The 24,892-nt window shown below is 70.7% G+C and carries 23 protein-coding genes; 11 read left to right on the top strand and 12 right to left on the bottom strand.

Features of this window, described 5'->3' with window-relative positions:
* Positions 1-12: 12 nt before the first annotated feature.
* Positions 13-1,098 carry a polyprenyl synthetase family protein gene (locus tag ACXJKD_RS03190; protein WP_457252902.1) on the bottom strand — a complete coding sequence of 362 codons (1,086 nt, stop codon included), beginning with the start codon at positions 1,096-1,098 and terminating at the stop codon, positions 13-15.
* Positions 1,099-1,193: 95 nt separating this feature from the next.
* On the opposite strand from ACXJKD_RS03190, the gene metF reads away from it, so the two are divergent.
* Entirely contained in the window at positions 1,194-2,129 is a 936-nt protein-coding gene (metF, locus tag ACXJKD_RS03185) for a methylenetetrahydrofolate reductase [NAD(P)H] (RefSeq protein WP_457252901.1), read from the top strand.
* A gap of 242 nt (positions 2,130-2,371) precedes the next feature.
* Here the strand turns inward: metF and ACXJKD_RS03180 are convergent, their stop codons facing one another.
* Positions 2,372-3,661 (bottom strand): MFS transporter, encoded by a 1,290-nt coding sequence (locus ACXJKD_RS03180; protein ID WP_457252900.1) that lies wholly within the window; start codon positions 3,659-3,661, stop codon positions 2,372-2,374.
* A gap of 101 nt (positions 3,662-3,762) precedes the next feature.
* On the opposite strand from ACXJKD_RS03180, the gene ACXJKD_RS03175 reads away from it, so the two are divergent.
* Entirely contained in the window at positions 3,763-4,080 is a 318-nt protein-coding gene (locus ACXJKD_RS03175; protein WP_457252899.1) for an ArsR/SmtB family transcription factor, read from the top strand.
* A 36-nt stretch (positions 4,081-4,116) separates the two neighbouring features.
* On the opposite strand, the gene ACXJKD_RS03170 is transcribed toward ACXJKD_RS03175, so the two are convergent.
* Positions 4,117-4,923 (bottom strand): HAD-IIA family hydrolase, encoded by an 807-nt coding sequence (locus ACXJKD_RS03170; protein WP_457252898.1) that lies wholly within the window; start codon positions 4,921-4,923, stop codon positions 4,117-4,119.
* 93 nt (positions 4,924-5,016) lie between these two features.
* On the opposite strand from ACXJKD_RS03170, the gene ACXJKD_RS03165 reads away from it, so the two are divergent.
* Positions 5,017-5,403, top strand: a complete 387-nt coding sequence (locus ACXJKD_RS03165; protein WP_457252897.1) for a VOC family protein — start codon at positions 5,017-5,019, stop codon at positions 5,401-5,403.
* Between the two features lie 78 nt (positions 5,404-5,481).
* On the opposite strand, the gene ACXJKD_RS03160 is transcribed toward ACXJKD_RS03165, so the two are convergent.
* Positions 5,482-6,132 (bottom strand): YbaK/EbsC family protein, encoded by a 651-nt coding sequence (locus ACXJKD_RS03160; RefSeq protein ID WP_457252895.1) that lies wholly within the window; start codon positions 6,130-6,132, stop codon positions 5,482-5,484.
* A gap of 378 nt (positions 6,133-6,510) precedes the next feature.
* Between ACXJKD_RS03160 and ACXJKD_RS03155 the strand changes: the two genes are divergently transcribed.
* The 6 genes from ACXJKD_RS03155 (at position 6,511) to ACXJKD_RS03130 (ending at position 14,058) form a co-directional block, all read left to right on the top strand.
* Positions 6,511-6,870, top strand: coding sequence for a DUF6504 family protein (locus ACXJKD_RS03155; RefSeq protein ID WP_457252894.1), 360 nt, complete (start codon positions 6,511-6,513; stop codon positions 6,868-6,870).
* Positions 6,870-7,415, top strand: coding sequence for an SAV_6107 family HEPN domain-containing protein (locus ACXJKD_RS03150; protein ID WP_457252893.1), 546 nt, complete (start codon positions 6,870-6,872; stop codon positions 7,413-7,415). Before ACXJKD_RS03155 ends, ACXJKD_RS03150 begins: the two co-directional genes overlap by 1 nt.
* Entirely contained in the window at positions 7,412-11,377 is a 3,966-nt protein-coding gene (locus ACXJKD_RS03145) for a DNA polymerase III subunit alpha (protein ID WP_457252892.1), read from the top strand. The genes ACXJKD_RS03150 and ACXJKD_RS03145 overlap by 4 nt, the downstream gene beginning before the upstream one ends.
* A gap of 43 nt (positions 11,378-11,420) precedes the next feature.
* The gene (locus ACXJKD_RS03140) at positions 11,421-12,194 is read left to right on the top strand and encodes a methyltransferase domain-containing protein (protein ID WP_457252891.1); all 774 of its coding nucleotides are present in this window, start codon (positions 11,421-11,423) and stop codon (positions 12,192-12,194) included.
* A gap of 20 nt (positions 12,195-12,214) precedes the next feature.
* Positions 12,215-13,501: a DNA polymerase IV gene (dinB, locus tag ACXJKD_RS03135; RefSeq protein WP_457252890.1), complete on the top strand. Its 1,287-nt coding sequence runs from the start codon at positions 12,215-12,217 to the stop codon at positions 13,499-13,501.
* Positions 13,502-13,644: 143 nt separating this feature from the next.
* Positions 13,645-14,058 (top strand): DUF3040 domain-containing protein, encoded by a 414-nt coding sequence (locus tag ACXJKD_RS03130; RefSeq protein ID WP_457252889.1) that lies wholly within the window; start codon positions 13,645-13,647, stop codon positions 14,056-14,058.
* A gap of 60 nt (positions 14,059-14,118) precedes the next feature.
* Here the strand turns inward: ACXJKD_RS03130 and ACXJKD_RS03125 are convergent, their stop codons facing one another.
* Complete coding sequence (locus tag ACXJKD_RS03125; protein ID WP_457252887.1) at positions 14,119-14,604, bottom strand: DUF456 domain-containing protein; 486 nt, start codon at positions 14,602-14,604, stop codon at positions 14,119-14,121.
* 21 nt (positions 14,605-14,625) lie between these two features.
* Positions 14,626-14,847, bottom strand: coding sequence for a DUF7455 domain-containing protein (locus ACXJKD_RS03120; protein WP_457252886.1), 222 nt, complete (start codon positions 14,845-14,847; stop codon positions 14,626-14,628).
* Positions 14,848-15,215: 368 nt separating this feature from the next.
* On the opposite strand from ACXJKD_RS03120, the gene ACXJKD_RS03115 reads away from it, so the two are divergent.
* Entirely contained in the window at positions 15,216-17,363 is a 2,148-nt protein-coding gene (locus ACXJKD_RS03115; RefSeq protein ID WP_457252884.1) for a DNA gyrase/topoisomerase IV subunit B, read from the top strand.
* A gap of 154 nt (positions 17,364-17,517) precedes the next feature.
* On the top strand, positions 17,518-18,954 hold the full coding sequence (locus ACXJKD_RS03110) for an APC family permease (protein WP_457252883.1): 1,437 nt from the start codon (positions 17,518-17,520) through the stop codon (positions 18,952-18,954).
* Positions 18,955-19,004: 50 nt separating this feature from the next.
* Here the strand turns inward: ACXJKD_RS03110 and ACXJKD_RS03105 are convergent, their stop codons facing one another.
* The 6 genes from ACXJKD_RS03105 to ACXJKD_RS03080 all read right to left on the bottom strand — a co-directional run bounded on the left by ACXJKD_RS03105 (position 19,005) and on the right by ACXJKD_RS03080 (position 24,890).
* Complete coding sequence (locus ACXJKD_RS03105) at positions 19,005-20,051, bottom strand: LacI family DNA-binding transcriptional regulator (protein ID WP_457252881.1); 1,047 nt, start codon at positions 20,049-20,051, stop codon at positions 19,005-19,007.
* A 21-nt stretch (positions 20,052-20,072) separates the two neighbouring features.
* The gene (locus tag ACXJKD_RS03100) at positions 20,073-20,234 is read right to left on the bottom strand and encodes a hypothetical protein (RefSeq protein WP_457252879.1); all 162 of its coding nucleotides are present in this window, start codon (positions 20,232-20,234) and stop codon (positions 20,073-20,075) included.
* An 88-nt stretch (positions 20,235-20,322) separates the two neighbouring features.
* Positions 20,323-21,231, bottom strand: coding sequence for a carbohydrate ABC transporter permease (locus ACXJKD_RS03095; RefSeq protein ID WP_457252878.1), 909 nt, complete (start codon positions 21,229-21,231; stop codon positions 20,323-20,325).
* Between the two features lies 1 nt (position 21,232).
* Positions 21,233-22,291 carry a carbohydrate ABC transporter permease gene (locus ACXJKD_RS03090; protein ID WP_457252877.1) on the bottom strand — a complete coding sequence of 353 codons (1,059 nt, stop codon included), beginning with the start codon at positions 22,289-22,291 and terminating at the stop codon, positions 21,233-21,235.
* 153 nt (positions 22,292-22,444) lie between these two features.
* Entirely contained in the window at positions 22,445-23,716 is a 1,272-nt protein-coding gene (locus tag ACXJKD_RS03085) for an ABC transporter substrate-binding protein (protein ID WP_457254148.1), read from the bottom strand.
* A gap of 190 nt (positions 23,717-23,906) precedes the next feature.
* Entirely contained in the window at positions 23,907-24,890 is a 984-nt protein-coding gene (locus ACXJKD_RS03080) for a sucrase ferredoxin (protein WP_457252876.1), read from the bottom strand.
* Positions 24,891-24,892 lie beyond the last annotated feature (2 nt).

Genomic DNA, 24,892 nt, shown 5'->3' with positions numbered 1-24,892 from the left:
ACTCGGGTCGGGTCAGTTGGCTCGGCTGGTCGCGCTGTCGATCAGCTGGTCGAGCACGCCGGTCGCCTCGGGCGACAGGTCACGCGTCGACTTCAGGGCCATCCGTGCCGACCCCGCGAGGCGGGCGATGTCGGCCTCGACGGCGTCGACGGCCCCGGCTGCGGTGATGGCGTCACGCAGCTGCTGGACGACTTCGGCATCCAGGGCCGGGTCGCCGAGCCGGCTCTCGATGAGCTCGCGGTCCGCGTCGTCCGCCCCGGCCAAGGCGTGCGCGACCAGCACGGTGCGCTTGCCCTCGCGCAGGTCGTCGCCCGCGGGCTTGCCGGTGGCCGCCGGGTCCCCGAAGACGCCCAGCAGGTCGTCGCGCAGCTGGAAGGCCTGACCGAGGTCGAGCCCGTACCGCGACAGCGCAGCGAGGTCGTCGTCCGACGCGCCGCCGGCGGTCGCGCCGATGAGGAGGGGGTGCTCGACGGTGTACTTGGCGCTCTTGAACCGGATCACGTGCTCGGCCCGCTCCACCCGCTCGCTCGTCGGCACGCCGTCCCAGGACCGGGCTGACTCGACGACGTCGAGGAACTGACCGCCCATCAGCTGGGTGCGCATGCGGTCGAAGACCCCGCGCCCGCGCGCGAGGTGCGCGGGATCGAGGCCCGAGGTCGCGTAGATCTCCTCGGTCCAGTTGAGGCACAGGTTGCCGGCCAGGATCGCGCCGGCCACCCCGAACCGGTCGGCGTCGCCGGACCACGACTCGCGCTCGTGGCGCGCCGCGAGCGAACGGTGCGCCGCCGGCATACCTCGTCGGGTGTCGCTGTCGTCCATGACGTCGTCGTGGATCAACGCGGCCGCTTGGAAGAACTCCATCGCGGTTGCGACGCGGACGAGGGCGTCGGAGTCGGGCTGGCCCGCGGCGCGGTAGCCCCAGTAGAGGAAGGCGGCCCGCAGCCGCTTGCCGCCGGTGAGCAGGCGGGCGACGGCGCCGAGCAGCTCCTGCGCGTCGGGGCCCACTTCGGCCAGGACCGTCGCCTGGTGGGCGAGGACGTCGTCGACGGTGGCCTGCACCCGCTCACGCAGGGCGGCGGCGTCGAGCGGGTTGGTCACCACGCGATCCCTCCCAGGCGGCTGTCGGTCCGAGGATGTCTCATCCTGTGCTGGCCCCGAGCCTACGGCGTGACGCCTCGACTAGTCTCACCGCCATGGCTTTGGTGCACACGTCGCGGGACGGGCGACGAGGCAGGGAACCGCTGTCGATCCCCGGCATGCTGGCCGCCGACCACCCGTCGATCAGCTTCGAGTTCTTCCCGCCCAAGGACGACGCGGGGGAGTCGGCCCTCTGGGACGCCATCCGTCGGCTGGAGTCCGTGCGACCGGACTTCGTGTCGGTCACCTACGGCGCCGGTGGGTCGAACCAGGACCGCACCGTGCGGGTCACCGAGCGGATCGCCCGCGAGACCACGCTGACCCCGCTGGCTCACCTCACCTGCGTGGGAGCGTCGGTCGCCGCGCTGCGCCAGGTGGTCGGGCTGTATGCCGCGAGCGGCGTCCACAACATCCTCGCCCTGCGCGGCGACCCGCCGGGCGACCCCGGCGGCGAGTGGACGGCACACCCCGAGGGACTCAACCACGCGACCGACCTGGTCGAGCTCGTGCGGACCCTGGGCGACTTCACCATCGGCGTCGCAGCGTTCCCCGACGTCCACCCCGCGTCCCCGAGCTTCGAGCACGACGTCGATGTCATGGTCCGCAAGGCCGACGCCGGCGCGAGCTTCGCGATCACCCAGATGGTCTTCGACGCCAACAGCTACCTGCGGCTGCGCGACGCCGTCGCCGCACGCCGCGACCTGCCGATCACGCCCGGCCTGATGCCGGTCACCAACTTCAAGCAGGTCGCGCGGATGTCCGAGCTGATGGGCACCCCGCTGCCGGCCGCCGTCGTGCAGCGGCTGCAGGCGGTCTCCGACGACCCCGCCGCCACGCGCGAGGTGGGGGTGCAGATCGCCACCGAGCTGGCCAACCGGATGCTCTCCGAGGGGGCGCCCGGGCTGCACTTCATCACCATGAACCGCTCGACCGCGACGCTCGAGGTCTACCGCAACCTCGACCTCGGGGCGAAGGCCGCCAGCAGCGCCTGATCCCGGCGCGCAGGCCCGGCGACGGCGGAGGCCTGCGACATCTGAGTACCTGTACGGATGCCGGCGTCGGTGTCGGCGCGGGAGGGTGGACCCCGTCGCAGTCGGGGGAGTGCGGCAGCGGGACACGAACCGTGACGCAGCCATGAGGGGAGCCTGCGCCCGGCTCGTGTCCCGCCCCCGTGGGCCCGCTCCACGGTGGCCTGCACCACGGCCTGCACCACGGTGGGGCGGTGGTCCTGCGGTCAGTCGCGGGTGGTGAAGGCCCGTGCGAGCGCCGCGGCGCCCGAGAGCACGACCACGGCCAGGCCGTAGACCGTCGCGGTCCGCTCGAGACCGAGGTGGGGAGCAGCGAACCCGGCGGCGACCGCGGGCAGCCCGAAGGCCAGGTAACTGACCACGAACACGCTGGAGAAGAGCTCGCCGCGCTGCTCCGGCCCGACCGTCGGGGTGATCGAGCGCATGATCCCGAGGAACGACGTCCCGAAGCCGGACCCGGCCACCACGGCGGCGAGCAGGAAGCCCACCAGCGACTCGGCGTGCAGCGCCACGAGGGTCAGGATCGTGCCGAGCGCGAGCATGGTCGTGCCGTAGAGCGTGATCTCGCGGGGCGAGCGATGCCGGCCGAGGGCGGAGCTGAGCGCGCCGACCCCGGTCAGGATCGCCACGACCGCGCCCTGTTCGAGGTGGCTTCGTCCGCCCAGGAGCTGACCGACGATCGGCGCTCCGAGGGAGAGGTAGAGGCCGCCGGTGGCCCAGCCGGCGAAGAGGGCGGGGGCGCTGCGCCGGAAGGCGGGTCGTGCCGCCACGGGTATGCCGACCTGTGGCCGCAGCGAGCGCCGCCAGCCCTCGTGGCGGGGGGAGGTCTCGGGCAGTGCCAGCACCGTCACGGCGAGGACCACGTAGAGGACGGTGAGGGTCGCGAACACGATCGGCAGGGCGTGCGTCGTGGCGTCCAGGGCGATCCCGGCGAGCAGGGCGCCCGCGGCCAGGCCAAACAGCGGGGTGACGCTGTTGAGGGTGGCGGCGAGGCCGGGGCGGTTCCGGGGCTCGAGGTCGACGACGGCGGCGGACATGGTCGACATCAGCAGGCCCGCGGCCACGCCCTGCACGGCGCGCGAGACCATCAGGGTCGCCACGCCATCGGCGTGCCAGAACCCGACCATGCTCACGGCGAGGACGACGAAGCCGGTCGCCAGCACGGGACGGCGGCCGATGTGGTCCGACAGCGACCCCGTCACGAGGAGGGTCGCGAGGAGGGTGAGGGCGTAGACCCCGAAGATGGTGGTCATCGTGCCCGGCGAGAAGCCGATCTCGGCCTGCAGGACGGGGTAGAACGGCGACGGGGCGCTCGCGCCGACCATCATGGCGACGACGGTCGTGAGGGCGAGCGCGAAGGCGGGGCGGCGGGGGAGCCGCAGCCGGCCCTGCCCGTCTGAGGGCGCCGGCCTGGCGGTCGTGCTGGTCGTCGTGCGGGGGGTCGTGCTGGGGGTCGTGCTGGTGGTGCCGGTCGGGATGCTGCTGGTCGCACTCATGACGGGCCTCTCGGACGAAACAACGGTTCGATATTTGTCGAACTGTCATTCCGGACGGGGCATTCCCGATTCCGCCAAATTGGTTCGAGTATTATCGAACCATGCCCGCCAACCAGGTGCTCCCGCACCCTGACCTCGCCGACCTCACGCTCACCGACGTGCTCTTCGCCCTGAGCGACCCCGCCCGGCTGCAGATCGTCCGTGACCTCGCGGACGGCCCGCTCGAGATGGCCCAGTGCGGCGCCACCAACCCGGCCCTGCCCAAGTCGACCAAGTCGCACCTGATGAAGGTGCTGCGCGAAGCGGGGGTGATCCGCAACGAGCCGCGGGGTCGCGAGCGGCTGGTGTCGCTTCGTCGCGAGGAGCTCGACGCGACCTTCCCCGGACTGCTCGACAGCGTCCTCGGCGCCACCCGCTGACCCGGCCACGCGGCATACCCGCGTCGGGGGGCGCGCTCAGTTCCGGGGTGCGGGGCGCAGCTCGCTGACCAGCGGCACGACGTCGGCGATCGAGTCGACGATGCGCGTGGGCTGGTAGGGGAAGCGGCCCACCTGCTCGGGACGGGTGGAGCCGGTGAGGACCAGGACGGTGCGCAGCCCCGCCTCGAGGCCGCTGATGACGTCGGTGTCCATCCGGTCGCCGATCATCACCGTCGACTCGGAGTGGGCGTCGATGCGGTTGAGCGCGCTGCGCATCATCAGGGGGTTCGGCTTGCCGACGAAGTAGGGCTGGTGGCCGGTCGCCGTGCTGATCAGGGCCGCGACGGAGCCGGTGGCGGGCAGCATGCCGTGCGGGCTGGGACCGCTGACGTCGGGGTTCGTGGCGATGAAGCGGGCCCCCGCCTCGATGAGCCGGATCGCCTTGGTGATCGCCTCGAACGAGTACGTGCGGGTCTCGCCCAGGACCACGTAGTCCGGGTCGCGCTCGGTCATCGTGTAGCCGACCTCGTGCAGTGCGGTCGTCAGGCCGGCCTCGCCGACCACGAACGCGGTCCCGCCGGGTCGCTGGTCGGCGAGGAACTGCGCGGTCGCGAGGGCCGAGGTCCAGATCGACTGCTCGGGCACGTCGATGCCGCTGGCGAGCAGGCGGGCCCGCAGGTCACGTGGGGTGAAGATCGAGTTGTTCGTCAGGACGAGGAAGCGTGTCCCGGACTCCTGCAGGGCGGCGATGAACTCGGGTGCCCCGGGGATGACGCTCTCCTCGTGGACGAGCACGCCGTCCATGTCGGTGAGCCAGCACTCGACGGGCTTGGGGGTGGTCATGGGCCCATTGTGCCGACTTGTGCTGCGCGCTTTGGTGGAGCACCAGCAGCCGGACCGGGAGCACGCTGGGAGGGCCTGAAGGAGGTGCTCGTCATGTCATTGGCCACGAGCGCAGTTGCGGCGCTGCTTCCTGTCGCGGACATCGATCGCGCCAAGGGTTTCTACGACCTGCTGGACCTGCCGTTCCTGGGGACGAACGACGAGGGCAGCCTCATGTACCAGCTCAGTGGTGGCGCGATGCTGATGCTGCTTCCCCGTGAAGCGGGCACGCAGAACCCCAGCACCGCGCTGACCTGGGAGGTCGACGACGTGGTCGCCGAGGTGGCCGACCTCGAAGGGCGGGGCGTGGTCTTCGAGGACTACGACCTGCCCGACCTCAAGACCGTCGACCACATCGCCGAGATGGGTGGCGAGAAGGCGGCGTGGTTCAAGGACCCCGACGGCAACGTCCTGTGCGTCCACCAGGTGGCGAGCGGCTAGCCAGCAGCCCTCGTATGCCGTGCCCCGCCCTCAGGGGCACGCCCGACTCCGTGCGTGCGGGGTCAGGGTGCGGGTCGCTCAGGCGACCTCGATGGCGTGTCCGCCGGTGACCCGCAGGAGCTCCTCGTAGGTCGTGCGGAAGACCGTGTGGCTGTGCCCGGCGGCGGCCCACACGTGCCGGTAGCGGCTGAGCGAGACGTCGACGAGGGTGCGCACCGGGGTGGCGTGGCCGACCGGTGCGACCCCGCCGATGGTGAAACCGGTCGCCGCCAGGACGAAGTCGGCGTYGGCGCGGTCGAGGTGGTCGATGTCGTCGACGAGCTCGGCGACCTTGACCAGGTCGACCTTGTGCGCGCCCGAGGTGAGGATGAGCACCGGGCTGATGCTCTGGTCGGGGGCGTGGGCACGGAAGATGAGTGAGTTGGCGATCTCGGCCGGGGTGATGCCGAGGGCGGCGGCTGCGGCGGCTGCGGTCCGGGCGGCGTCGGGCAGGCTGACCACCTGCGGGACGACGTGGTGCACCGCAAGCGTGTCGAGGACCCGGCGCACGGCGGGGTGCCCGGTCAGGTCGGGGGTCGAGGCAGCCGGGTCGGTGGCTGGTGCGGCCGGGTCGGCGGTGGATGCGGCCGGGTCGGCGGTGGATGCGGCCGGGTCGGTGGCGGCCGGCATCGGGTCGGTGGCGGAGGCCACCAGGTCGGGGGCCGACGGCGGTCCGTCGGGCGCTGTCATGTCCCCAAACTAGGGGCGTGGGGGAGTCGCTGTCACCACTGGTTCCGCAGGGGTTGACGGGCTGTCCGTGGCGGGGTGTACGGTTCTTCTTATCGAACACTTGTTCGAACTCGTGGTCCCACGACCGGTCCACCGGTCACGGCCCGCTGGTGACGGCTCCACCGTGACCGGCGGTCCCGCGGAGCACTGCGGCTCTGGCCCTGTGATCAGGCGCCTCGACCCCGCCCGTCACAGGGCCAGAGCAGCACCCGAGTGCGCCGTCGCGCCTGCCCTCGACGGTGCTGCGTCATGCCCGGTTTCACGCTGCCCATCTCATCGCCCTCTCATCCCACCTCTCATCCCACCTCTCATCCGCACCAGACCGTGAAGGAGCATCCCGTGGTTCGCCGCTACGAAGAGACCATCGAGGTCCGCGAGGGGGTTCGCGACGATCTCACCTCCGGCACCCTGGGGGCTGCCGGAGGTGTCGAGGGTGCGGGAGCAGGACGCGAGCCCGAGGCGTTCGTCTGGCGCGGCCGGCTCTACGTCGTGCGGGCCGTGCTCGACCGCTGGCAGGAACGCCGCCCGTGGTGGCGCGACGCCCGGGAGCGTGATGGTGGCAGTGACGTGCTCACCGATGCCCGCGAGCGACAGGTCTGGCGGGTCGAGGCGAGTGCCGGCCGCCTCTGCGGGGTGGGGGTCTACGACCTGGGTGCCGACCACGGCAGCCAGTGGCGGCTGCTGAGGGTCGCGGACTGATGGGAAACCCACTGATGACCACCGAGGCCTCCACCGGGGCTTCCACCGGGGCTTCCACCGGGGCTTCCACCGGGGCTTCCACCGGGGCCGCTGCCACCCTCGACCTGCTCGACCGGGCCCGGCACTCACTGCTCGAGGCCTGCCAGAGCCAGGAGGTCACCCGGCGTTACGACCAGGCCCAGCTCGGGGCGCTGCGCGCCGCCGCCGCCGTGGTCGCCACCCGCACCTCCAGTCGTCCACCCACGGGTCAGTCGGGTCCGCGCAGCCTGTGGGAGCTGCTGCCCACGGTCGCCCCGGAGCTCTCCGAGTGGGCGGGGTTCTTCGAGGTGGTCGGAGCTCGTCGCCACCACGGTCACAGTGCACGGGAGGCCGATGACGTGCTGCGGCAGTCCGAGCTCTTCCTCGACCTCGTCTGCCACACCCTCGGTCTGCCGGTGACCGTGTCGCCCCACGACCACCTGCTGGTGCCCACCGCCCTGGCCACGACGACGCCTGACCCCACCACCACCCGAGCTGCCACCACCGGTGCGAGGGCGGCGCCATGAGCACCGAGTTCGCCCACCTGCACGTCGCGTCGGGGTTCTCGATGCGTTACGGCACAGCACCCCCCGAAGCCCTGGTCGAGCGCGCCGCCCAGCACCGCCAGCCGATCCTCGCCCTCACCGACCGTGACGGTCTCTACGGCGCGGTCCGGTTCGTCCAGGCGGCCACCGCGGCCGGGATCGCCCCGGTCCTCGGCGTCGACCTCGCGGTGGGTCCGGACGCGGCCCACCCCGGCGCAGCGGGGGCGCGACCCGCTCCCACCCCCACCCGGACGCCGGTCCGCGGTGGTGCCGAGCGCGACGCGCGCCACCCACGGGTCACCGTCCTCGCGCGGGGGCGCACAGCCGGGGTGCCCGCCGGGGTGGGGTGGGCGGCGTTGTGCCGGCTGGTCACCCAGACCCACCTGCGGGGGGAGCGCGGGGTGCCGGTGAGCTCCGTCGCGGTGCTCGCCGGCGCGTGCGGGGGACCGGCGGGAGTGCCGGGGGAGCAGGGCGGTGGAACAGCAAGGGGAGCAGCAGGGGGACCCGACGGTGGGGGAGAGCCCAGCCCGCTCGTGGTGCTGCTCGGACCCGACTCCGACGTGGGTCGCGCGCTGCTGGCGCGACGCACCGACCGGGCCCGGGAGCTGCTGTCCGCCTGGCGACGCCGGCTGCCACCCGACGCCGTCGTCATCGAGGTGGTCTGCCACGGGGGACCCGAGGGCACGCCGGCCTCACGCAGCCACGCCCGGCGACTGCTCGGGCTCGCCGACGAGCAGGGTGTCCCTGCGGTGCTCACCGCCGCGGTGCGCCACGTCGACCCGGGGGAGTCGGCGGTCGTCGACGTGCTCGACGCCGCGCGGCGGTTGGTCGCCCTCGACACCCGGCACCTCGACCGGGTCACCGACGCGGCCCACCTCGCGAGCACCGACACGATGCACGCCATCGCCCGCGAGGTCACCGGTGGCGACCGGGCGCGCGCCGACGCCCTGGTCGCCCGCACCCTGGCCCTGGGGCTCGGGTGCGCCCAGAGCGCACGGCACGACCTCGGCATCGGCTCGATCCACCTGCCCGAGCCCGAGCGGCTGGGGGTGGAGCCGGGCATGAGCGCCCAGGTCATGCTCGAGCAGCGGTGTCGCGGGGCGGTGGCCTGGCGCTACCCCGGGGCCAGCGAGCACGAGCTGATGGCCATCGAGAGCCGGCTCGCCGACGAGCTCAAGGTGATCGCCGAGCTCGGCTACCCGACCTACTTCCTCACCGTCGCCCAGGTCGTCGACCTGATCCGGGAGATGGGGGTACGCGTCGCGGCCCGCGGATCCGGTGCCGGGTCGCTGGTCAACTACCTGCTCGGCATCAGCGGGGTCGACCCGATCCGCTACCACCTGCTGATGGAGCGGTTCTGCTCCCCGCTGCGGGCCGAGCTGCCCGACATCGACATCGACGTGGAGTCGGCCCGGCGCACCGAGGTCTACGAACGGATCCTCGACCGGTTCGGCGGTGAACGCGTCACGTGCGTCTCGATGATGGACACCTACAAGGTCCGCCACGCCATCCGCGACGTCGGATCGGCCCTCGGGCTGCCACCGGTGGAGATCGACGAGATCGCCAAGGCGTTCCCGCACATCCGGGCCAAGGACGCGCGCAATGCCATCGCCGAGCTACCCGAGCTGCGGGCCCGGGGTCTGGACAGCCCACGCCTGCGGGCTCTGTTCGACCTCGTCGAGCGGCTCGACGGGCTGCCCCGGCACATCGCGTTGCACCCGTGCGGGGTGATCCTGTCCGACGGCAGCCTGCTCGACCGCACCCCGGTCGAGGCGAGCTGGCTGGGGTTCCCGATGAGCCAGTTCGACAAGGACGACGTCGAGACGCTCGGGCTGCTCAAGCTCGACGTCCTCGGCATCCGCATGCAGTCGGCGATGGCGCACGCCGTGGCCGAGGTCGCCCGGGTCGACGGGGTGCAGGTCGACCTCGACGACCAGGCGCAGGTGCCGCTCGACGACGAGGCGACCTTCCGGCTGATCCGCACCAGCCACACCCTCGGCTGCTTCCAGATCGAGAGCCCCGGGCAGCGCGAGCTGATCGGCAAGTTCGGCCCGGAGCGGTTCGAGGACCTCGTCATCGACATCTCGCTGTTCCGACCCGGCCCGGTGAAGTCCGACATGATCACGCCGTTCCTCGAGGCCCGACACGGGTGGAAGGAGGTCAGCTACCTGCACCCCACGCTCATCGAGGCGCTGCGCGAGACCGAGGGGGTCGTCGTCTTCCACGAGCAGGTGCTGATGATCGTCGCCGAGACCACCGGGGTGTCGCTGGCCCAGGCCGACGAGGTCCGCCGGGCCCTCGGCACCCCCAAGGGCCAGCACGAGATCGAGGCCTGGTGGCGACCCGCGGCGAGGGCGCGCGGCTATGCCCCGGCCGACGTCGACCGGATCTGGGAGGTGCTCAAGGCGTTCGCGTCGTTCGGGTTCTGCAAGGCGCACGCCGCGGCCTTCGCGCTGCCCACCTACCACTCGGCGTGGCTCAAGACCCACCACGCCGCCGCGTTCCTCGCCGGGGTGCTCACCCACGACCCGGGCATGTACCCCAAGCGGCTCATCCTCGACGACGCCCGGAGCCTGGGCATCGCGGTGCTCGGGCTCGACGTCAACGTCTCCACCGACAGCTACCGCATCGAGCGCCTGGCCGATGACACCAATGACACCGATGACCCCAATGACACCGATGACCCAGACCCGTCCGGGTTCGTGCCACCGCACCCCGACCTGCCCGATGCCAGCAGCTACGGCATCCGGCTGTCCCTGGCCGACGTGCGGGGGATCAACGACGCGGAGGTGGCCCGCATCGTGGCGGGCCAGCCCTACGCCGGGTTGGCCGACTTCTGGCACCGCGCCCACGTCTCGCGACCGATCGCCGAGCGCCTCGTCCTCGCCGGCGGGTTCGACAGCCTCTATGGCATGCGGGTCGAGTCCGCCGGGATCGGTGCCGGGGGACTCGGGCGCCGGGGTCGCACCACCCGTCGCGACCTGCTGCTCCACGTCGCCGAGCTCGACCGCTACGGACGCGCCCTCGACCGCGCTGCGAAGCGGGCGGCCCCACGACGGGGGAGGGCGTCGAGCGCTGCCCCGTCGGACCAGGCGCTCGAGACCGGCCAGGTGCGGGCCAGGGCGGCCGCGCAGTCCCAGGGTGCCCTGCCGGTCCGCGCGGCCGACCAGCAGCCGACCCAGCTCGCGCTCGACCTCGGCGACCGGCCCGAGCTCACCAGCGGCACCGGCCTGCCTGAGCTGTCCGGTCCCGAACGCATCCGCGCCGAGCTCGACATCCTCGGCCTCGACGCCAGCGCCCACGTCGTCGCCTTCTACGCGCCGATGCTCGACGCCTTGGGGGTGACCCGCAGCCGTGACCTGCTGCGGGCGCGCAGCCGGTCGACCGTGTGGGCGTGCGGGGTCAAGGTGGCCACCCAGACGCCGCCGATCCGGACCGGCCGCAGGGTGGTCTTCCTGACCCTCGACGACTCCACGGGTCCGGTCGACGCGACCTTCTTCGAGGACGTGCAAGGCCCGTATGCCGCCACGGTGTTCCACTCGTGGATGCTGCTGGTGCGGGGAGTGGTCCGACGCACCGGCCCGCGAGGCATCTCGCTGCGGGCGACCGGGGCGTGGGAGCTCACCCCGTTGTGGGAGGCCTGGCTGGGCGGTGGCCTCGAGGCGGTGTATGCCGCGATGGAGGCGACCGAGCGCGCCGCCACCGAGCAGGCGGAGGCGTTGGAGGCGGCCCACCTGGACCAGGTGGGCGCGGGCCGGCGGGTGCTCGTCCACGCCTCGGGGTTCCGCCAGTCGCCCTACGCCGACACCCGCCCACCCGGAGAGGACGTGCGGGGTTCGCACCGGCTGGGTCAGGGGGTGGTCGTGCCCGATGGCAGGGAGGCAGAGCAGTTCAGCCCGCCACGCAAGCTCTGGCACTCCAGCCCAGGAAGCTCGGGCCATTAGGCTGGCCGACGTACCCGCAGACCCAGCACAGGAGGTGGCCGTCGTGGCCGAAGAGCAGTGGCGGCACCGGCGCGGCGGCGTCGAGACGGCCCTGCGGACCTCGGCGGTGTGGGCCTCGGTGCGCAGCCTCATCGAGCGTCGGCAGAGCGAGCTCGGCCGCTCCCTGCGGGTCCTGGACCTGGGTGGCGGCACGGGAGGGCTCGCGGTCCCGCTCGCCGAGCTCGGCCACCAGGTGACCGTGGTCGACCCCAGCCCCGACGCCCTGGCCTCGCTCTCGCGGCGCAGTGCCGAGCGGGGCGTGGCCGACCGCATCACCGCGCTGCAGGGCGATGCGGACTCGCTCGCCGGCTTCGTGGGCGCACAGCAGCTCGACCTGGTCTGCTGCCACGGCACGCTCGAGGTCGTCGACGACCCAGAGGCCACCCTCGCGGCGCTGGCCGGCGTGCTCGCACCCGGCGGCTACCTCAGCCTGGTGGCCGCCGGGCGTCTCGCGGCGGTCCTCGCCAGGGCGCTGGCCGGCCAGTTCGCGCAGGCGCACACGGCCCTGACCTCGCCGGACGGCCGATGGGGCGGCGCCGACCCGCTGCCGCGCCGGTTCGACGCCGCCGCCCTGCGCTCCCTGGTCGAGCAGACCGGGCTGGTCGTGGAGGACGTGCACGGGGTGCGCGTGTTCAGCGACCTCGTCCCCTCGGCCCTGATCGACTCCGACGCCGACCGCGTCGCCCTGCTCGAGCTCGAGGAGGCCGCCACCGGCCACCCGGACTTCGGCTTCCTCGGACAGCTCGGCGCCGCGGTACACGTCCTCGCCCGACGCTGACGGCGTCCGAGCCACCCGAGATGAGCCGACGCCAGTACACGCTTCCCCAGCGCGGCGAGGAGCACCCCCCGGACGACACCGGGTGCACGGTGCTGCACGTCGACATGGATGCCTTCTACGCGTCGGCCTCCCTGCTCAGCCGTCCCGAGCTGGTCGGCACCCCCGTCATCATCGGTGGCGGTGGCAACCGGGGGGTGGTCCTGTCCGCGACCTACGAGGCTCGCAAGTACGGCGTCGCCTCCGCCATGCCGATGGCGCGCGCCCGGCGGCTGTGTCCCACCGCCACGGTCGTGGCGCCCGACCACGCCCTCTACAGCGCGATCTCCGCCGCCGTGATGGCGACCTTCGAGACCATCACCCCGGTGGTGGAGCCGCTGTCCCTCGACGAGGCCTTCCTCGACGTCTCCGGGGCGATCCGGCGGCTCGGCAACCCGGCCAGGATCGGCCAGCTGATCCGCGACACCATCCACGACGAGCAGGGCATCACCTGCTCGGTCGGGGTGGCACCCACCAAGTTCGTGGCCAAGCTCGCCTCCGGCCTGGCCAAGCCCGACGGCATGGTCATCGTGCCCCGTGACGAGGTGGTGACCTTCGTGCAGCAGCTGCCCGTGGGAGCACTGTGGGGGGTGGGTGACAAGACGGAGGAGGCTCTCCTGCGGCTCGGCTTGCACACCGTGGCCGACATCGCCCACACACCCGTAGACACGTTGCGCCGGGCGCTGGGCGAGAGCGCCGGCCCGCACCTGCACGACCTGTCCTGGGGTCGCGACCCCCGCCACGTCGAGGTCCAGCGCCGCGAGCGCAGCATCGGCTCGGACGAGACGTTCGAGTTCGACGTCGACGACCCGGCCTACATCCACCGACAGCTGCTCAAGCTCAGCGACCGGACCGCGGCCCGGGTGCGCTCGGCGGGGATGCTCGGGCGGACGGTCACGATCAGGGTGCGGTTCTCCGACTTCACCACCATCACCCGCAGCCGGACGCTGCGAGACCCCACCGACGTCAGTCGTGAGATCTTCGACACGGCCAAGGGGCTCTACGACGCGTTGGGCCTGCAGAGGGCCAGGATCCGCCTGGTGGGGGTGCGGATGGAGGGCCTCGTGGAGAGCCAGGGCGCGCCGATCCAGGGCACCCTGGACGAGCCGGACCACGGGTGGCGCGACGCCGACCGTGCGGTCGACCGGGCCAGCGCCCGGTTCGGGGCGGGGAGCGTGCGCCCCGCCAGCCTGATCAGCGACCGCGAACGCGACAGGCGGCGCGGGCGGCAGGGTGGAGTCGAATCCGAGACGGGCCAGACCTCCCCCTGAGAACGGGTAGTGCAACACCGCGCGGCGACATATCCTGAAGAGGTCAGCGGAAGGCCACTGACCGGCAACGATGCTCTCGACAGGCAACGATTCGGTGGCTTGACGCGTTAGTTGGGTGCACGCCGAACGTCCAGGAGGTCACCGTGCCGCTCTCTGAGCACGAACAGCAGCTGCTTGAGCAGATGGAGCAGGCGCTGTATGCCGAGGACCCCAAGTTCGCCTCGCAGATGCAGGGTGCCGGTGCCCGCGCCAGGGCCCGACGACGGATGGCCGTCGGCGTCGTGGGTGTCGTGGTCGGTCTGGCCCTCGTCCTGGTCGGCGTGAACACCACGATGTGGATCGGCGCGATCGGTTTCGCCGTGATGGTGAGCGCCGTCGCGTTCGCGCTCACGCCGCCGCGGCGCAAGGCCGCCCTCGGCACGGTCCAGCCAGATGGCAGCGTCCGGCGCGCCACCCCCGGCAAGTCACCCAGCAAGCCCAAGTCCACCAAGTCCGGCGGGTCGTTCATGAACCGCATGGAGGAGCGGTGGGACAAGCGCCGCGACGACGGCTACTGAGCACGACGACCACTGAGCACGACGGCATGCGGGTGGTCCGCAGTCACGCCGTCCTGAGCGTCAGACCCGGCTGAGCAGCACGCCCACGACCCACGTGACGGCGATCGCCAGCGCGGCGAGCAGCTCGATGCCCATCGACAGGAAGACCGCCTTGAGCGCGGCCTTGGTCGAGACCCAGGCGGCCGACCGGTCCTGTGAGTGGCCGAGCTCGACGAGGAAGATCCCGCCGACGAACCCGACGGCGGCCCCCACGACGGGGATCACGAAGAAGCCGACGACGGCCAGCAGCACCGCCAGGACCAGGGTCGACCGGCGGACGCCGGCCTCGCGCATGCGACGACCCGGCACGGCATACTGCAGCGCCAGCCCGGCCAGGTAGAGCGCAGCGCACGCCCCGAAGACCGACCAGCCGAGCGTGCTCTGGGTGTCCAGGGCCCACAGGAAAACGCCCGCGAGGCACAGCAGCAGCCCGGGGATCACGGGAATGACGATCCCCACCATCCCGATCACGATCAGGACGGCGGGGACCCAGAGGGTGGCCTCCATCAGGAGGTCTGGTGTCGCGTTCTACCGCTCCTCGATGGGAGCCACCGGGGGAGTCTCGTTGAGGCGCTCGGTCTCGTCGACGATGTCAGCGTGCTCGCGCAGCTTCGGCAGGTGCTCGCGGCCGTGGTGGGCGCAGAACAGCAGTTCGCCTCCAGCGTGAAGGCGAGCGCGCACGTAGGCCTGGGCGCCGCAGCGGTCGCAGCGGTCGGCCGCGGTCATAGAGGGTGCCAGTGCAGTGGTCACGTCAGCCTTCCTTTCTTTGCGCCCGGGAGCGCGTTGTCTCTGATGAGACGAGGTACCCCGGACTTCGGTTGATACACCCGGGGAAGTACTTTTCCCGAATGGCCCGTCCGGTGCCGTGGTCAACAGTCAAGCACGCCACGTTCTTCCCAGTTGGTATTGGGTGTCATGTGGGCCATCTCATGTCGCATTGGGTGATTCGTAGGTCAGGCGTCCGGTGGATGGGAAATCCGACCGCGCAGTGGGTGGGGCCGCCGTGCCGCGTGCCTGCACGGTGACCGGAGAGGGGCGAGATAGCGTGGGGTCACCCCTGTGTGAGCATGAGTGAGCACGCAGGAGTCGCCGGAACCCACCACAGGAGCACAGCACCGTTGGCCACCGCCACCACCGCCAAGAAGGCCGCGACCACCAAGTCGACGTCGGACTACAGCGCGCACCACCTGCAGGTCCTCGAGGGCCTCGAGGCGGTCCGCAAGCGCCCCGGCATGTACATCGGGTCCACCGACGGTCGCGGCCTGATGCACTGCCTCTGGGAGATCATCGACAACGCGGTCGACGAGGCGCTGGCCGGGGTCTGCGACCACATCGAGGTCGTCCTCTACCGCGACGGGTCGGTCGAGGTGCGCGACAACGGTCGTGGCATCCCGGTCGACATCGAGCCGCGCACCGGCCTCACGGGTGTCGAGGTGGTCTTCACCAAGCTCCACGCGGGTGGCAAGTTCGGTGGCGGCTCCTACACGGCTTCCGGTGGACTGCACGGTGTCGGCGCCTCCGTGGTCAACGCGGTCTCGGCTCGGCTCGACGTCGAGGTCGACCGGGGCGGCAACACCTACGCGATGAGCTTCCGCCGGGGGGAGCCCGGCTACTTCCCGGACGTCGCCACCGACGACAAGGCGCCGGACCACGAGTTCACCCCCTACGAGCGCTCGAGCGAGCTCGCGGTGGTCGGCAAGACCAAGCGCGGTGTCACCGGCAGCCGGATCCGCTACTGGGCCGACGAGCAGATCTTCCTCAAGGATGCCGAGTTCGACTACGACGGACTGGTCGCCCGCGCCCGCCAGACGTCCTTCCTCATCCCCGGGCTGACCCTGGTGATCCGCGACGAGCGACGCAGGCCGGGCACGGCGGGGGAGTCGGCGACCCACGTCGAGACCCTCGTCCACGACGGCGGCATCTCCGAGTTCGCCGAGTTCCTCGCCCCGGACGCAGCCGTCACGGAGGTCTGGCGACTCCAGGGCACCGGCACCTTCACCGAGACCGTGCCGGTCCTTGACGCCAACGGCCACATGTCGCCGACCGCCGTCGAGCGGGAGTGCGCCGTCGACGTCGCGGTGCGATGGGGCACGGGCTACGACGCCAAGGTCAGCTCGTTCGTGAACATCATCTCGACGCCCAAGGGTGGCACCCACCTGGCCGGCTTCGAGCAGGCGCTGCTCAAGGTGTTCCGCAAGCAGCTCGAGGTCAACAGCCGGCGCCTCAAGGTCGGCAGCGACAAGCCCGAGAAGGACGACGTCCTCGCGGGCCTGACCGCGGTCGTCACGGTGCGGCTCGCCGAGCCCCAGTTCGAGGGCCAGACCAAGGAGGTCCTCGGCACCAACGCGGTGCGGGCGATCGTCGCCAAGGTGGTCGAGCAGGAGCTCACCGCCCGGATCACGTCCACCAAGCGTGGCGAGAAGGCCCAGGCCGCGCTGCTGCTGGAGAAGGTCGTCTCGGAGATGAAGTCGCGGATCAGCGCGCGGCTGCACAAGGAGACCCAGCGTCGCAAGAACGCCCTCGAGACGAGCAGCCTGCCGGCCAAGCTGGCCGACTGCCGGTCGACCGACGTCGAGCGGTCCGAGCTGTTCATCGTCGAGGGCGACAGCGCCCTCGGCACCGCGAAGCTGGCGCGCTCGAGCGACTACCAGGCGCTCCTGCCGATCCGCGGCAAGATCCTCAACGTCCAGAAGGCCTCGGTCTCGGACATGCTCAAGAACGCCGAGTGCGCCGCGATCATCCAGGTGATCGGCGCCGGCTCCGGGCGGTCCTTCGACCTCGACGTCGCGCGCTACGGCAAGGTCATCATCATGACCGACGCCGATGTCGACGGCGCCCACATCCGGACCCTCCTGCTCACCTTGTTCTTCCGCTACATGCGTCCCCTCGTCGAGGCCGGGAGGGTGTATGCCGCCGTGCCCCCGTTGCACCGCATCGAGGTCGTCAACCCCGGCTCGAAGAAGAACGAGCTCATCTACACCTACTCCGAGAAGGAGATGCGCACGACGGTGGCCTCCCTCGGCAAGCGGGGCAAGAACATCAAGCAGCCCCTGCAGCGCTACAAGGGCCTCGGGGAGATGGACGCCGACCAGCTGGCCGAGACCACGATGGACCCTCGGTTCCGCACGTTGCGGAAGGTGACCCTGCGCGACGCCGAGGCTGCCGAGCGGGTCTTCGAGCTGCTGATGGGCAATGACGTCGCCCCGCGCAAGGACTTCATCGTCGACTCGGCGGCAGGTCTCGACCGAGAGCGCATCGACGCCTGACGGCCCGGCTCACCCACGGCCTCGGCCGCGGCGATGCGTGGTGCCCGGGACGCGGCATACGCGGTGTTTGTCGTTGCCCGACCGGGGCTTCTAGGCCACTGTGGGGGTCTGCAGGGGCCGTGAAGGGCGGCTCCCGCGATCAGAAGGATGTGCCATGAGCGCTGTTGCCGAGGCCGACACGGGGGAGACCCAGACCGAGCTGAAGCGGGTGATGGGGCCCAAGCTCCTGCTCCTGTTCATCGTCGGTGACATCCTGGGCACCGGGGTGTACGCGCTCACCGGGAAGGTGGCTGCGGAGGTCGGCGGCGCGGCCTGGGTGCCCTTCCTCGTGGCCTTCGGGATCGCCATGATCACGGCGTTCTCCTACCTCGAGCTGGTGACCAAGTACCCGCAGGCGGCCGGCGCCGCGCTCTACACCCACAAGGCGTTCGGGGTGCACTTCCTCACGTTCATCGTCGCCTTCACCGTGATGTGCTCCGGCATCACCAGTGCCTCCACGGCGTCGCGGGCCTTCGCCTCCAACCTCGCGAAGGGCTTCGGCCTCGACAAGGACAACACCACGCTGATCCTCGTGGTGGCGCTGTGCTTCATGGCGCTGGTCGCCCTGGTCAACTTCCGGGGCGTCGGCGAGAGCGTGCGCGCCAACATCGTGCTCACCCTCGTCGAGCTCTCCGGGCTGCTGCTCGTCATCCTCGTGGGCTTCTACGCGCTCTTCGCGGGCAAGACCGACTTCCGCCAGACCATGGTGTTCGACAGCCCCAGCGACAAGAGCGCCTTCCTCGCCGTCACCGCGGCCACGTCGCTGGCCTTCTTCGCGATGGTCGGCTTCGAGGACTCGGTCAACATGGCCGAGGAGACCAAGGACCCGGTGAAGATCTTCCCGAAGATGATGATCACGGGGATCTCGCTGACGGGTGTCATCTACATCCTCGTGGCGCTGTTCTCCGTGGCGATCGTGCCGGTGGGCGTGCTCGGGGAGAGCGAGACCCCGTTGGTCACCGTCGTCGAGAAGGCCGCCCCGGGCGTCCCGATCGACACCCTGCTGCCCTTCATCTCGATGTTCGCGGTGGCGAACTCGGCCCTGATCAACATGCTCATGGCCAGCCGGCTGCTCTACGGCATGGCCAAGCAGGAGGTCCTGCCGCCGTTCCTCGGCAAGGTGCACCGCAGGCGCCAGACGCCGTGGGCAGCCATCATCTTCACCACGCTGCTGGCGTTCGGCCTGATCGCCTACGTGTCGCGGGCGAGCACCTCGGCCACCGAGACCCTCGGTGGCACGACGTCGCTCTTGCTGCTGGGCGTCTTCACCCTCGTCAACATCTGCGTGCTCGTGCTGCGCAAGAACACCATCGACCGCAAGCACTTCGTCGCCCCGACCGTCCTGCCCGTCATCGGGGCGGTCCTGTGCCTGTTCTTCGTCACCCCGCTGACCGGAAGGGCTGGGGAGCAGTACAAGATCGCCGGGATCCTCCTGGCCCTCGGAGTCGTGCTGTGGGCGGTCACGTGGTTCGCCAACCGCGCGCTGCGGGCCAAGAAGACCTTCCTGCGCGACCCCGAGGAGCTCAGCGAGCGGGAGGGCGGCGCCAACTAGCCGTACTGCCCCGCCGTCGGCCCACGGTCCGAGGCCAGACGGGTCCGAGGTCAGACGACGGCAGCCGCCGGCGACCGTCGTCGGCCGGCGGGTCGGGGAGCAGCGGTGGAGCCACGCACGATCAATTCGACCTCGAGGACCTTGTCCACGACGGTGTCACCCCCGCGACCGCGCAGGGCATCGAGCATCATCTGTCCCGCGAGGCGGCCCTGCGCCTCCACGTCCTGGCGCACCGTCGTGAGGTCGAAGATCTCGGCGTGGACGTGGTCGTCGATCCCGATGACCGACACGTCCTCCGGGACGCGCAGACCGTGCCGTCGGGCAGCACTCAGCACCCCGAAGGCCATCTCGTCGGACGCCGCGATCACGCACGTGGGGAAGTGGGCGAGCCCGAACAGGCGGTCGGCGTGCTCGGCAGCGCCGGCGGCAGTCCAGTCGCACTCGAGGACCCACTCCGGTGGGCAGACCAAGCCGTGGTCGGACATCACCCTGGCGAAGGCGTCCCGCCGGTCGAACGGCGTCTGCAGGTGGGTGATCGAGGACGGCACCGTGCCGGCGTAGCCGATCTCGCGGTGGCCCAGCTCGATCGCGTAGCGGGTGGCCAGGGCCATCGCCTCCCGGTCGTCGATCCGGACCGAGGGCCAGCCGGGCTGGCGGTTGCCGACGGTCACCACCGGCATACCGAGGCGGTCGAGGAGGGACCGCTCGGCGGGCACGGGGGGCACGTTGAGGATGACCGCGCCGTCGGCGCGCTTCCAGAGCATCGTCTGGGTGATCGGCAGCCGGGTGTCGAAGGTGTGGCCTTCGAGGTCGCACAACAGGACGTGGAAGCCTTCCTCACGCAGGACCTTCTCGATGCCGCTGACGACGGTGGCGAAGAACCACCGGTTGAAGTACGGGGTGATGACGCCGACCCCTCGGGTCCGACCGGAGACGAGGCTGGTCGCGGCGGGCGAGGCGACGTAGTGCAGCTCGGTGGCTGCCGCGAGCACCCTGTCGCGCGTGCGGGGGCTGACCCGGTCCACCCCGCGCAACGCACGGGACACGGTGGCCACGGACACGCCCGCGGCCTTGGCCACATCGCCGATGGTGGTCATCTCGCAACCCCCATTCGAGGTCTAGACGCCGGTGTTGCGCCGCAGCCGCCACACGAACCAGAGGACTGCCAGGAGGACCGCGAGGAGCACGGCGGACCCTGCCGCCGACTCCCCGCGGACCTCCAGCACCACCGTCTGGACGACGGCCATGAACGCGAAGAACCCGATGATTCCGAGCAGCATGTCCAGCCGCTGGGCTCGTGCCCGTTGGCCGCCCGTGCCGCCCCCTGGGTTGAAGATTCCCATGGGTGCTGGGGGTTTCGGCTGTCGCCTAGCCCTTCACACCTCCCGCCGTGAGGCCGGACACGATGGCCCGCTGGAAGATGAGCACCATGATGATGAGCGGCACGGTGACGATGGTCCCGGCCGCCATGACCGCGGTGTACGGCTCCTGGTGGGGTTGGGCTCCGGTGAACTGGGCGATGGCCACCGTGACCGTCTGGGTCTTCGGTGTCGAGAACTGCGCGGCCAGGAGGTACTCGTTCCAGCTGGCGATGAAGGCCAGGATGGCGGTCGTGAACAGACCGGGCGCCGCAAGCGGGAGCATGATCTTGCGGAACGCCTGACCCGGGGTGCACCCGTCGATCCGGGCGGATTCCTCGAGCTCCCATGGCATCTCGGACAAGAACGCCGTCAACGTATAGATCGTCAGCGGTAGGGCGAACGAGATGTTCGGGATGATCAGGGCCTGGTAGTTGGCGCCGGTCAGCCAGCCGAAGTTGGAGAACATCTGGAACAGCGGCGAGACCAGGGCCACGCCCGGGAACATCGATGCGCCGAGGATGACCCCGAGGACGGCGTACTTGCCCGGGAAGTCCAGGCGAGCCAGCGCGTAGGAGGCGAAGACGCCCACCAGCAGGGCCACCGCGGTGGTGACGATGCCGATGATGACCGAGTGGAACAGCGCGGCACCGAAGTGGTTGCCGCGGTCGGTCGAGAAGGCCGTCTTGAAGTTGTCCAGCGTCACGTGGGTGGGCCACGGCGACGTGTCGAACGTGTAGCCGACGTCGCGGAACGCGGTGACGACCATCCAGTAGAACGGGGCGAGTCCCCAGATGACCAGGGCCGCGAGGCCGAGGTACATGCGGATCTTGGCGCCGCGCTCACTCTTGAAGTGGATCTCCTGGGCCTCGGTGCGGCCGGAGTCCGGGGGCGCGGCCGTCGTGGTCGTGGTGCTCATCTCATGCTCCCGTCGACGTGGCGTTGGCGGCGACCGGGTTGCCGGTCTCGGCGGCTGGCTTGTCAGGTTTCTTGGACTTGGGTGGCCGTTGCACCACGTCCGCGCCGCCGAACTGGATGAACAGCCAAGCCGTGAAGGCGATCAGGAGGAAGACGATCGTCGACAGGGCCGAGGCGCTGTGGAAGCCACCACGGATCTGTTTGATGACGAGCATCGACAGCGAGGTCGTTCCTCCACCACCGCCGGTGAGGATCGCCGGCAGGTCGTAGATGCGCAGCACGTCGAGCGTGCGGAACAGCACGGCCACCATGAGCGGCACCTTGACGAGCGGCAGCGTGATCTTGGTGAAGGTCTGCCACTTGGTCGCACCGTCGATCTGCGCCGCCTCGTAGACGTCGCCGGGCACGAGCTGCAGTCCGGCGAGGATGAGCAGCGCCATGAACGGGGTGGTCTTCCACACGTCGGCGATGATGATCGCGAACTTGGCGGCCGTGGGGTCGCTCGTCCACAGCTGTGGGTTGATGCCGACGATGCCCAACAACCGGTTGGCGATTCCGTCGAAGGCGAAGATGAAGAACCAGAGCTTCGCGGTCACGGCCGTGGGGATGGCCCACGGCACGAGGATGGCCGCGCGGACCAGGCCGCGGCCCTTGAAGTCGCGGTTCATGATCATCGCGAACCACATGCCGAGGATGACCTCGAAGAAGACGCTGACCACGGTGAAGAACAGCGTCACCCAGAGGGCGTCGTAGAACTGGGCGCCCAGCGTGCCGGGCGGGCAGTCCACCTCGCCGCACTTCTGGAGCAGCCAGTGGGTGTAGTTGGAGATCCCTGCGTTGCCGCCCTCCACGAACAGCCCAGTGGCCGGGTCGAGGCCGGCGTCCTTCTGGAAGGACAGCTGGATCGCCTTGAACAGCGGATAGATGATGATCACCGCGAGGAAGAGCATGGTGGGTGCCACGAGCATCAGGCCCAGGCGACCTTGGCCTGCGTTGAGGCCCTTGCTCTTCTTCGGCTTCGTGCCAGTCGATCGCGGTGGTGCGGATGTGGCTGCGCTCATGCCTGCTCCTAGCCCGGGAGGTGCGTCTCAGGGTGGGTCGAGATGGTGGTCGAGTGGAGCGTCGACCGAGGATGCGAAAGGCAGGGGTCCTGCAGGTGTGGGGGTGACCCCGTGGGGCCACCCCCACACCTTGGGATGTTGCGTTCAGACCGGTCAGCCGCCGGCTGCCGCCATGGCGGACTGCATGTCCTTGACCGCGGCCTCAGGTGTCTTCTGGCCCTGGATAGCGGCGTAGAAGTTGTCCTGGATGGCCTGGGTCACCTGCGGGTAGAACGGGGTGACGGGACGGGAGACCGCGTTGGCGATGGACTCCTTGAGCACCGGGAGGTACGGGTACTTCTTGACCAGTGCCTCGTCGGTGTAGATGGACTCGATGACCGGGGCCAGCGAACCCTTCTCCATGTTGGTCTTCTGCTGCTCGGGGCTGGTGAGGAACTTCAGGAAGTCCAGGGCGGTTGCCTTGTACTTCGAGTAGGCGCTGATGGCCGCCATGTGGCCACCGAGCGTCGACGTGCCGGGACCGTTCAGGCCGGGGAGCGGGGCGACGGCGAACTTGCCCTTGACCTTGGACGACTTGTCCGTGGAGGCCAGGTTGTAGACGTAGGGCCAGTTGCGCAGGAACAGCAGCTTGCCGTCCTGGAAGGCCGCACGGCTCTGCTCCTCCTGGTAGGTGATCGCCTGCTTCGGGATGTCACCGCTCTTGTAGTGGTCGGCCAGGGCCTTGAGGCCGGCCGCCGCCTCGGGGGAGTCGACGGTGGGCTTGCCCGCGTCGTCGACGACCTTGGCGCCATAGGCGTTCATCCACTCGGTGGCGTTACACGTGCCGCCCTCGTACTTGGCGAACTGGCCTGCGAAGCAGTCCATTCCGTTCTGCTTGGCGATGGAGCACATGCCCCACATCTCGTCGATCGTCTTCGGCGGCGTCTTCACCAGGTCGCTGCGGTAGTAGAGCATCGCGCCGTCCGAGGACGTCGGGGCCGCGAACAGCGTCTTGTTGTAGGTCGYGGCCTTGACTGTCGGCTCGAGGAACCCGGTGGTCGGCAGGGCCATCTTGTCCTTGAGCGGGGTCAGCCAGCCCTTGGCGGCGAACTCCGCTGTCCAGACGACGTCGACGGAGACGACGTCGTAGCTCGGGTCCTTGGCCTGGAAGTGCTGCACGAGGTCGTCGTGCTGCTGGTCGGCCTGGTCGGACTGCTCCTTGACGGTCACCTTCTCGTTCGGGTGGGAGGAGTTCCACTTCTCGGCCATGGGGCCGAGCAGACCGCTGTTGTCCTTGCCCTGGACGTAGGTGATCGGGCCTCGGGCTGCAGCGCCGGAGCCAGCCGTGCTGCCCGTGCCGCCGCCGTCATCGCCGCCACAGGCAGCGGCAACGAGCGCCACGGCCACAGCTCCGGCCATCACCGTGAGGGTGCGCCGCTTGTGCATTCGAAGGGCCATACGCCCGCCTCCATCTTCTCGCGTTGCGCTGGGGCGGACTGCCCTCAGCGCTGAGGTGAACCGAGTTCATGTAAACGTTTACGCTCCGCCGCCGCAATCCGAAGACGCAGTCGTTCCGGTAACGATTGGGTAACTGGCAGGTGATCCACGCGTGACGAGCCGGAGTTGTCCCGATCCGTCAGTCGACGAGGGTCCCGACCCAGTCCGCCACGTGGACAGCGGCCTTGCCGCAGGACTCGGGCAGGTCCTCGTGCGTGCGGCGTTCGAGCGCCACGTGCCACACGCGACCGTCCCTGTGCCGCACCACGAGCGAGCCACCGGCGTCATCCGCACGGTCGCCCACGCCAACCGCTGCGTCCTCGACGTCGAGGCCGGTCAGGTCGGTGATCCCCACCCGGTGCCGGACGAACGACTCCGCGGCCTGGTGGGGGCCGGACAGGGGGCTGCGCCCGCGGTCGTGCAGCGGTCCGAGGACCGATCGGGGCAGGTGGCCGGCGTCGGCCGCGGTCAGGACCTCGGCACTCGCCGCGGCGTCGAGCCTGGCCAGCGTGGCACCGTGCGGCAGCAGCACGCCGGTCGGGGCGAACCGGTGTCCGCCGGTGTGGGACGCCTCCCACACCCTCCCCGGGTGGGCCGCGGACGACTCCAGGGCGACCGGGCGACCGCGGACGGCGCAGCAGACGTCGCGGCGTCCGTTGGTGCACAACAGGAGGATCGGCTCGGCGGGGGTCGCGCCCGGCGCAGTCGCCAGGACGGCCTCGCGGTCACCGCGAGCGAGCGCGTCGAGGTCGAGGTCGAGGAGCGTTGCCGGGTCCCTGACCGAGAGCTGCAGCAGCCAGGGCGCGGCACCCGCCCAGGCGAGGTATGCCGTGTGGCCGGCCTCGCGCGCGTCGTCGGCGTGGCGACCCGGCCGGCGGATGAGGGAGAGTCGACCGCCGCGATCCGAACACTCCTCGGACAGGGAACGTCCTACAGCCGCAGGCAGATGCGACTCAGTCGCCGCATCTCGACCCCAGGGCCCGGACTGCTCGAGCGCGATGAAGAAGGTGGCTCGCGCAGCCGTGCCGTAGGCGCTGACGTCGGCTCGGTCGAAGCCCACCGAACAGGCGTCCGGCGCCGGGGTGGCATGGGTGGCAGGGCTGTGCGGACTGGCTGACGTCACGA

This window comes from Pedococcus sp. P5_B7, assembly GCF_054049895.1.
Note: the sequence above shows the minus strand (reverse complement) of the source record. Positions and strands in the feature narration are given on the sequence as shown.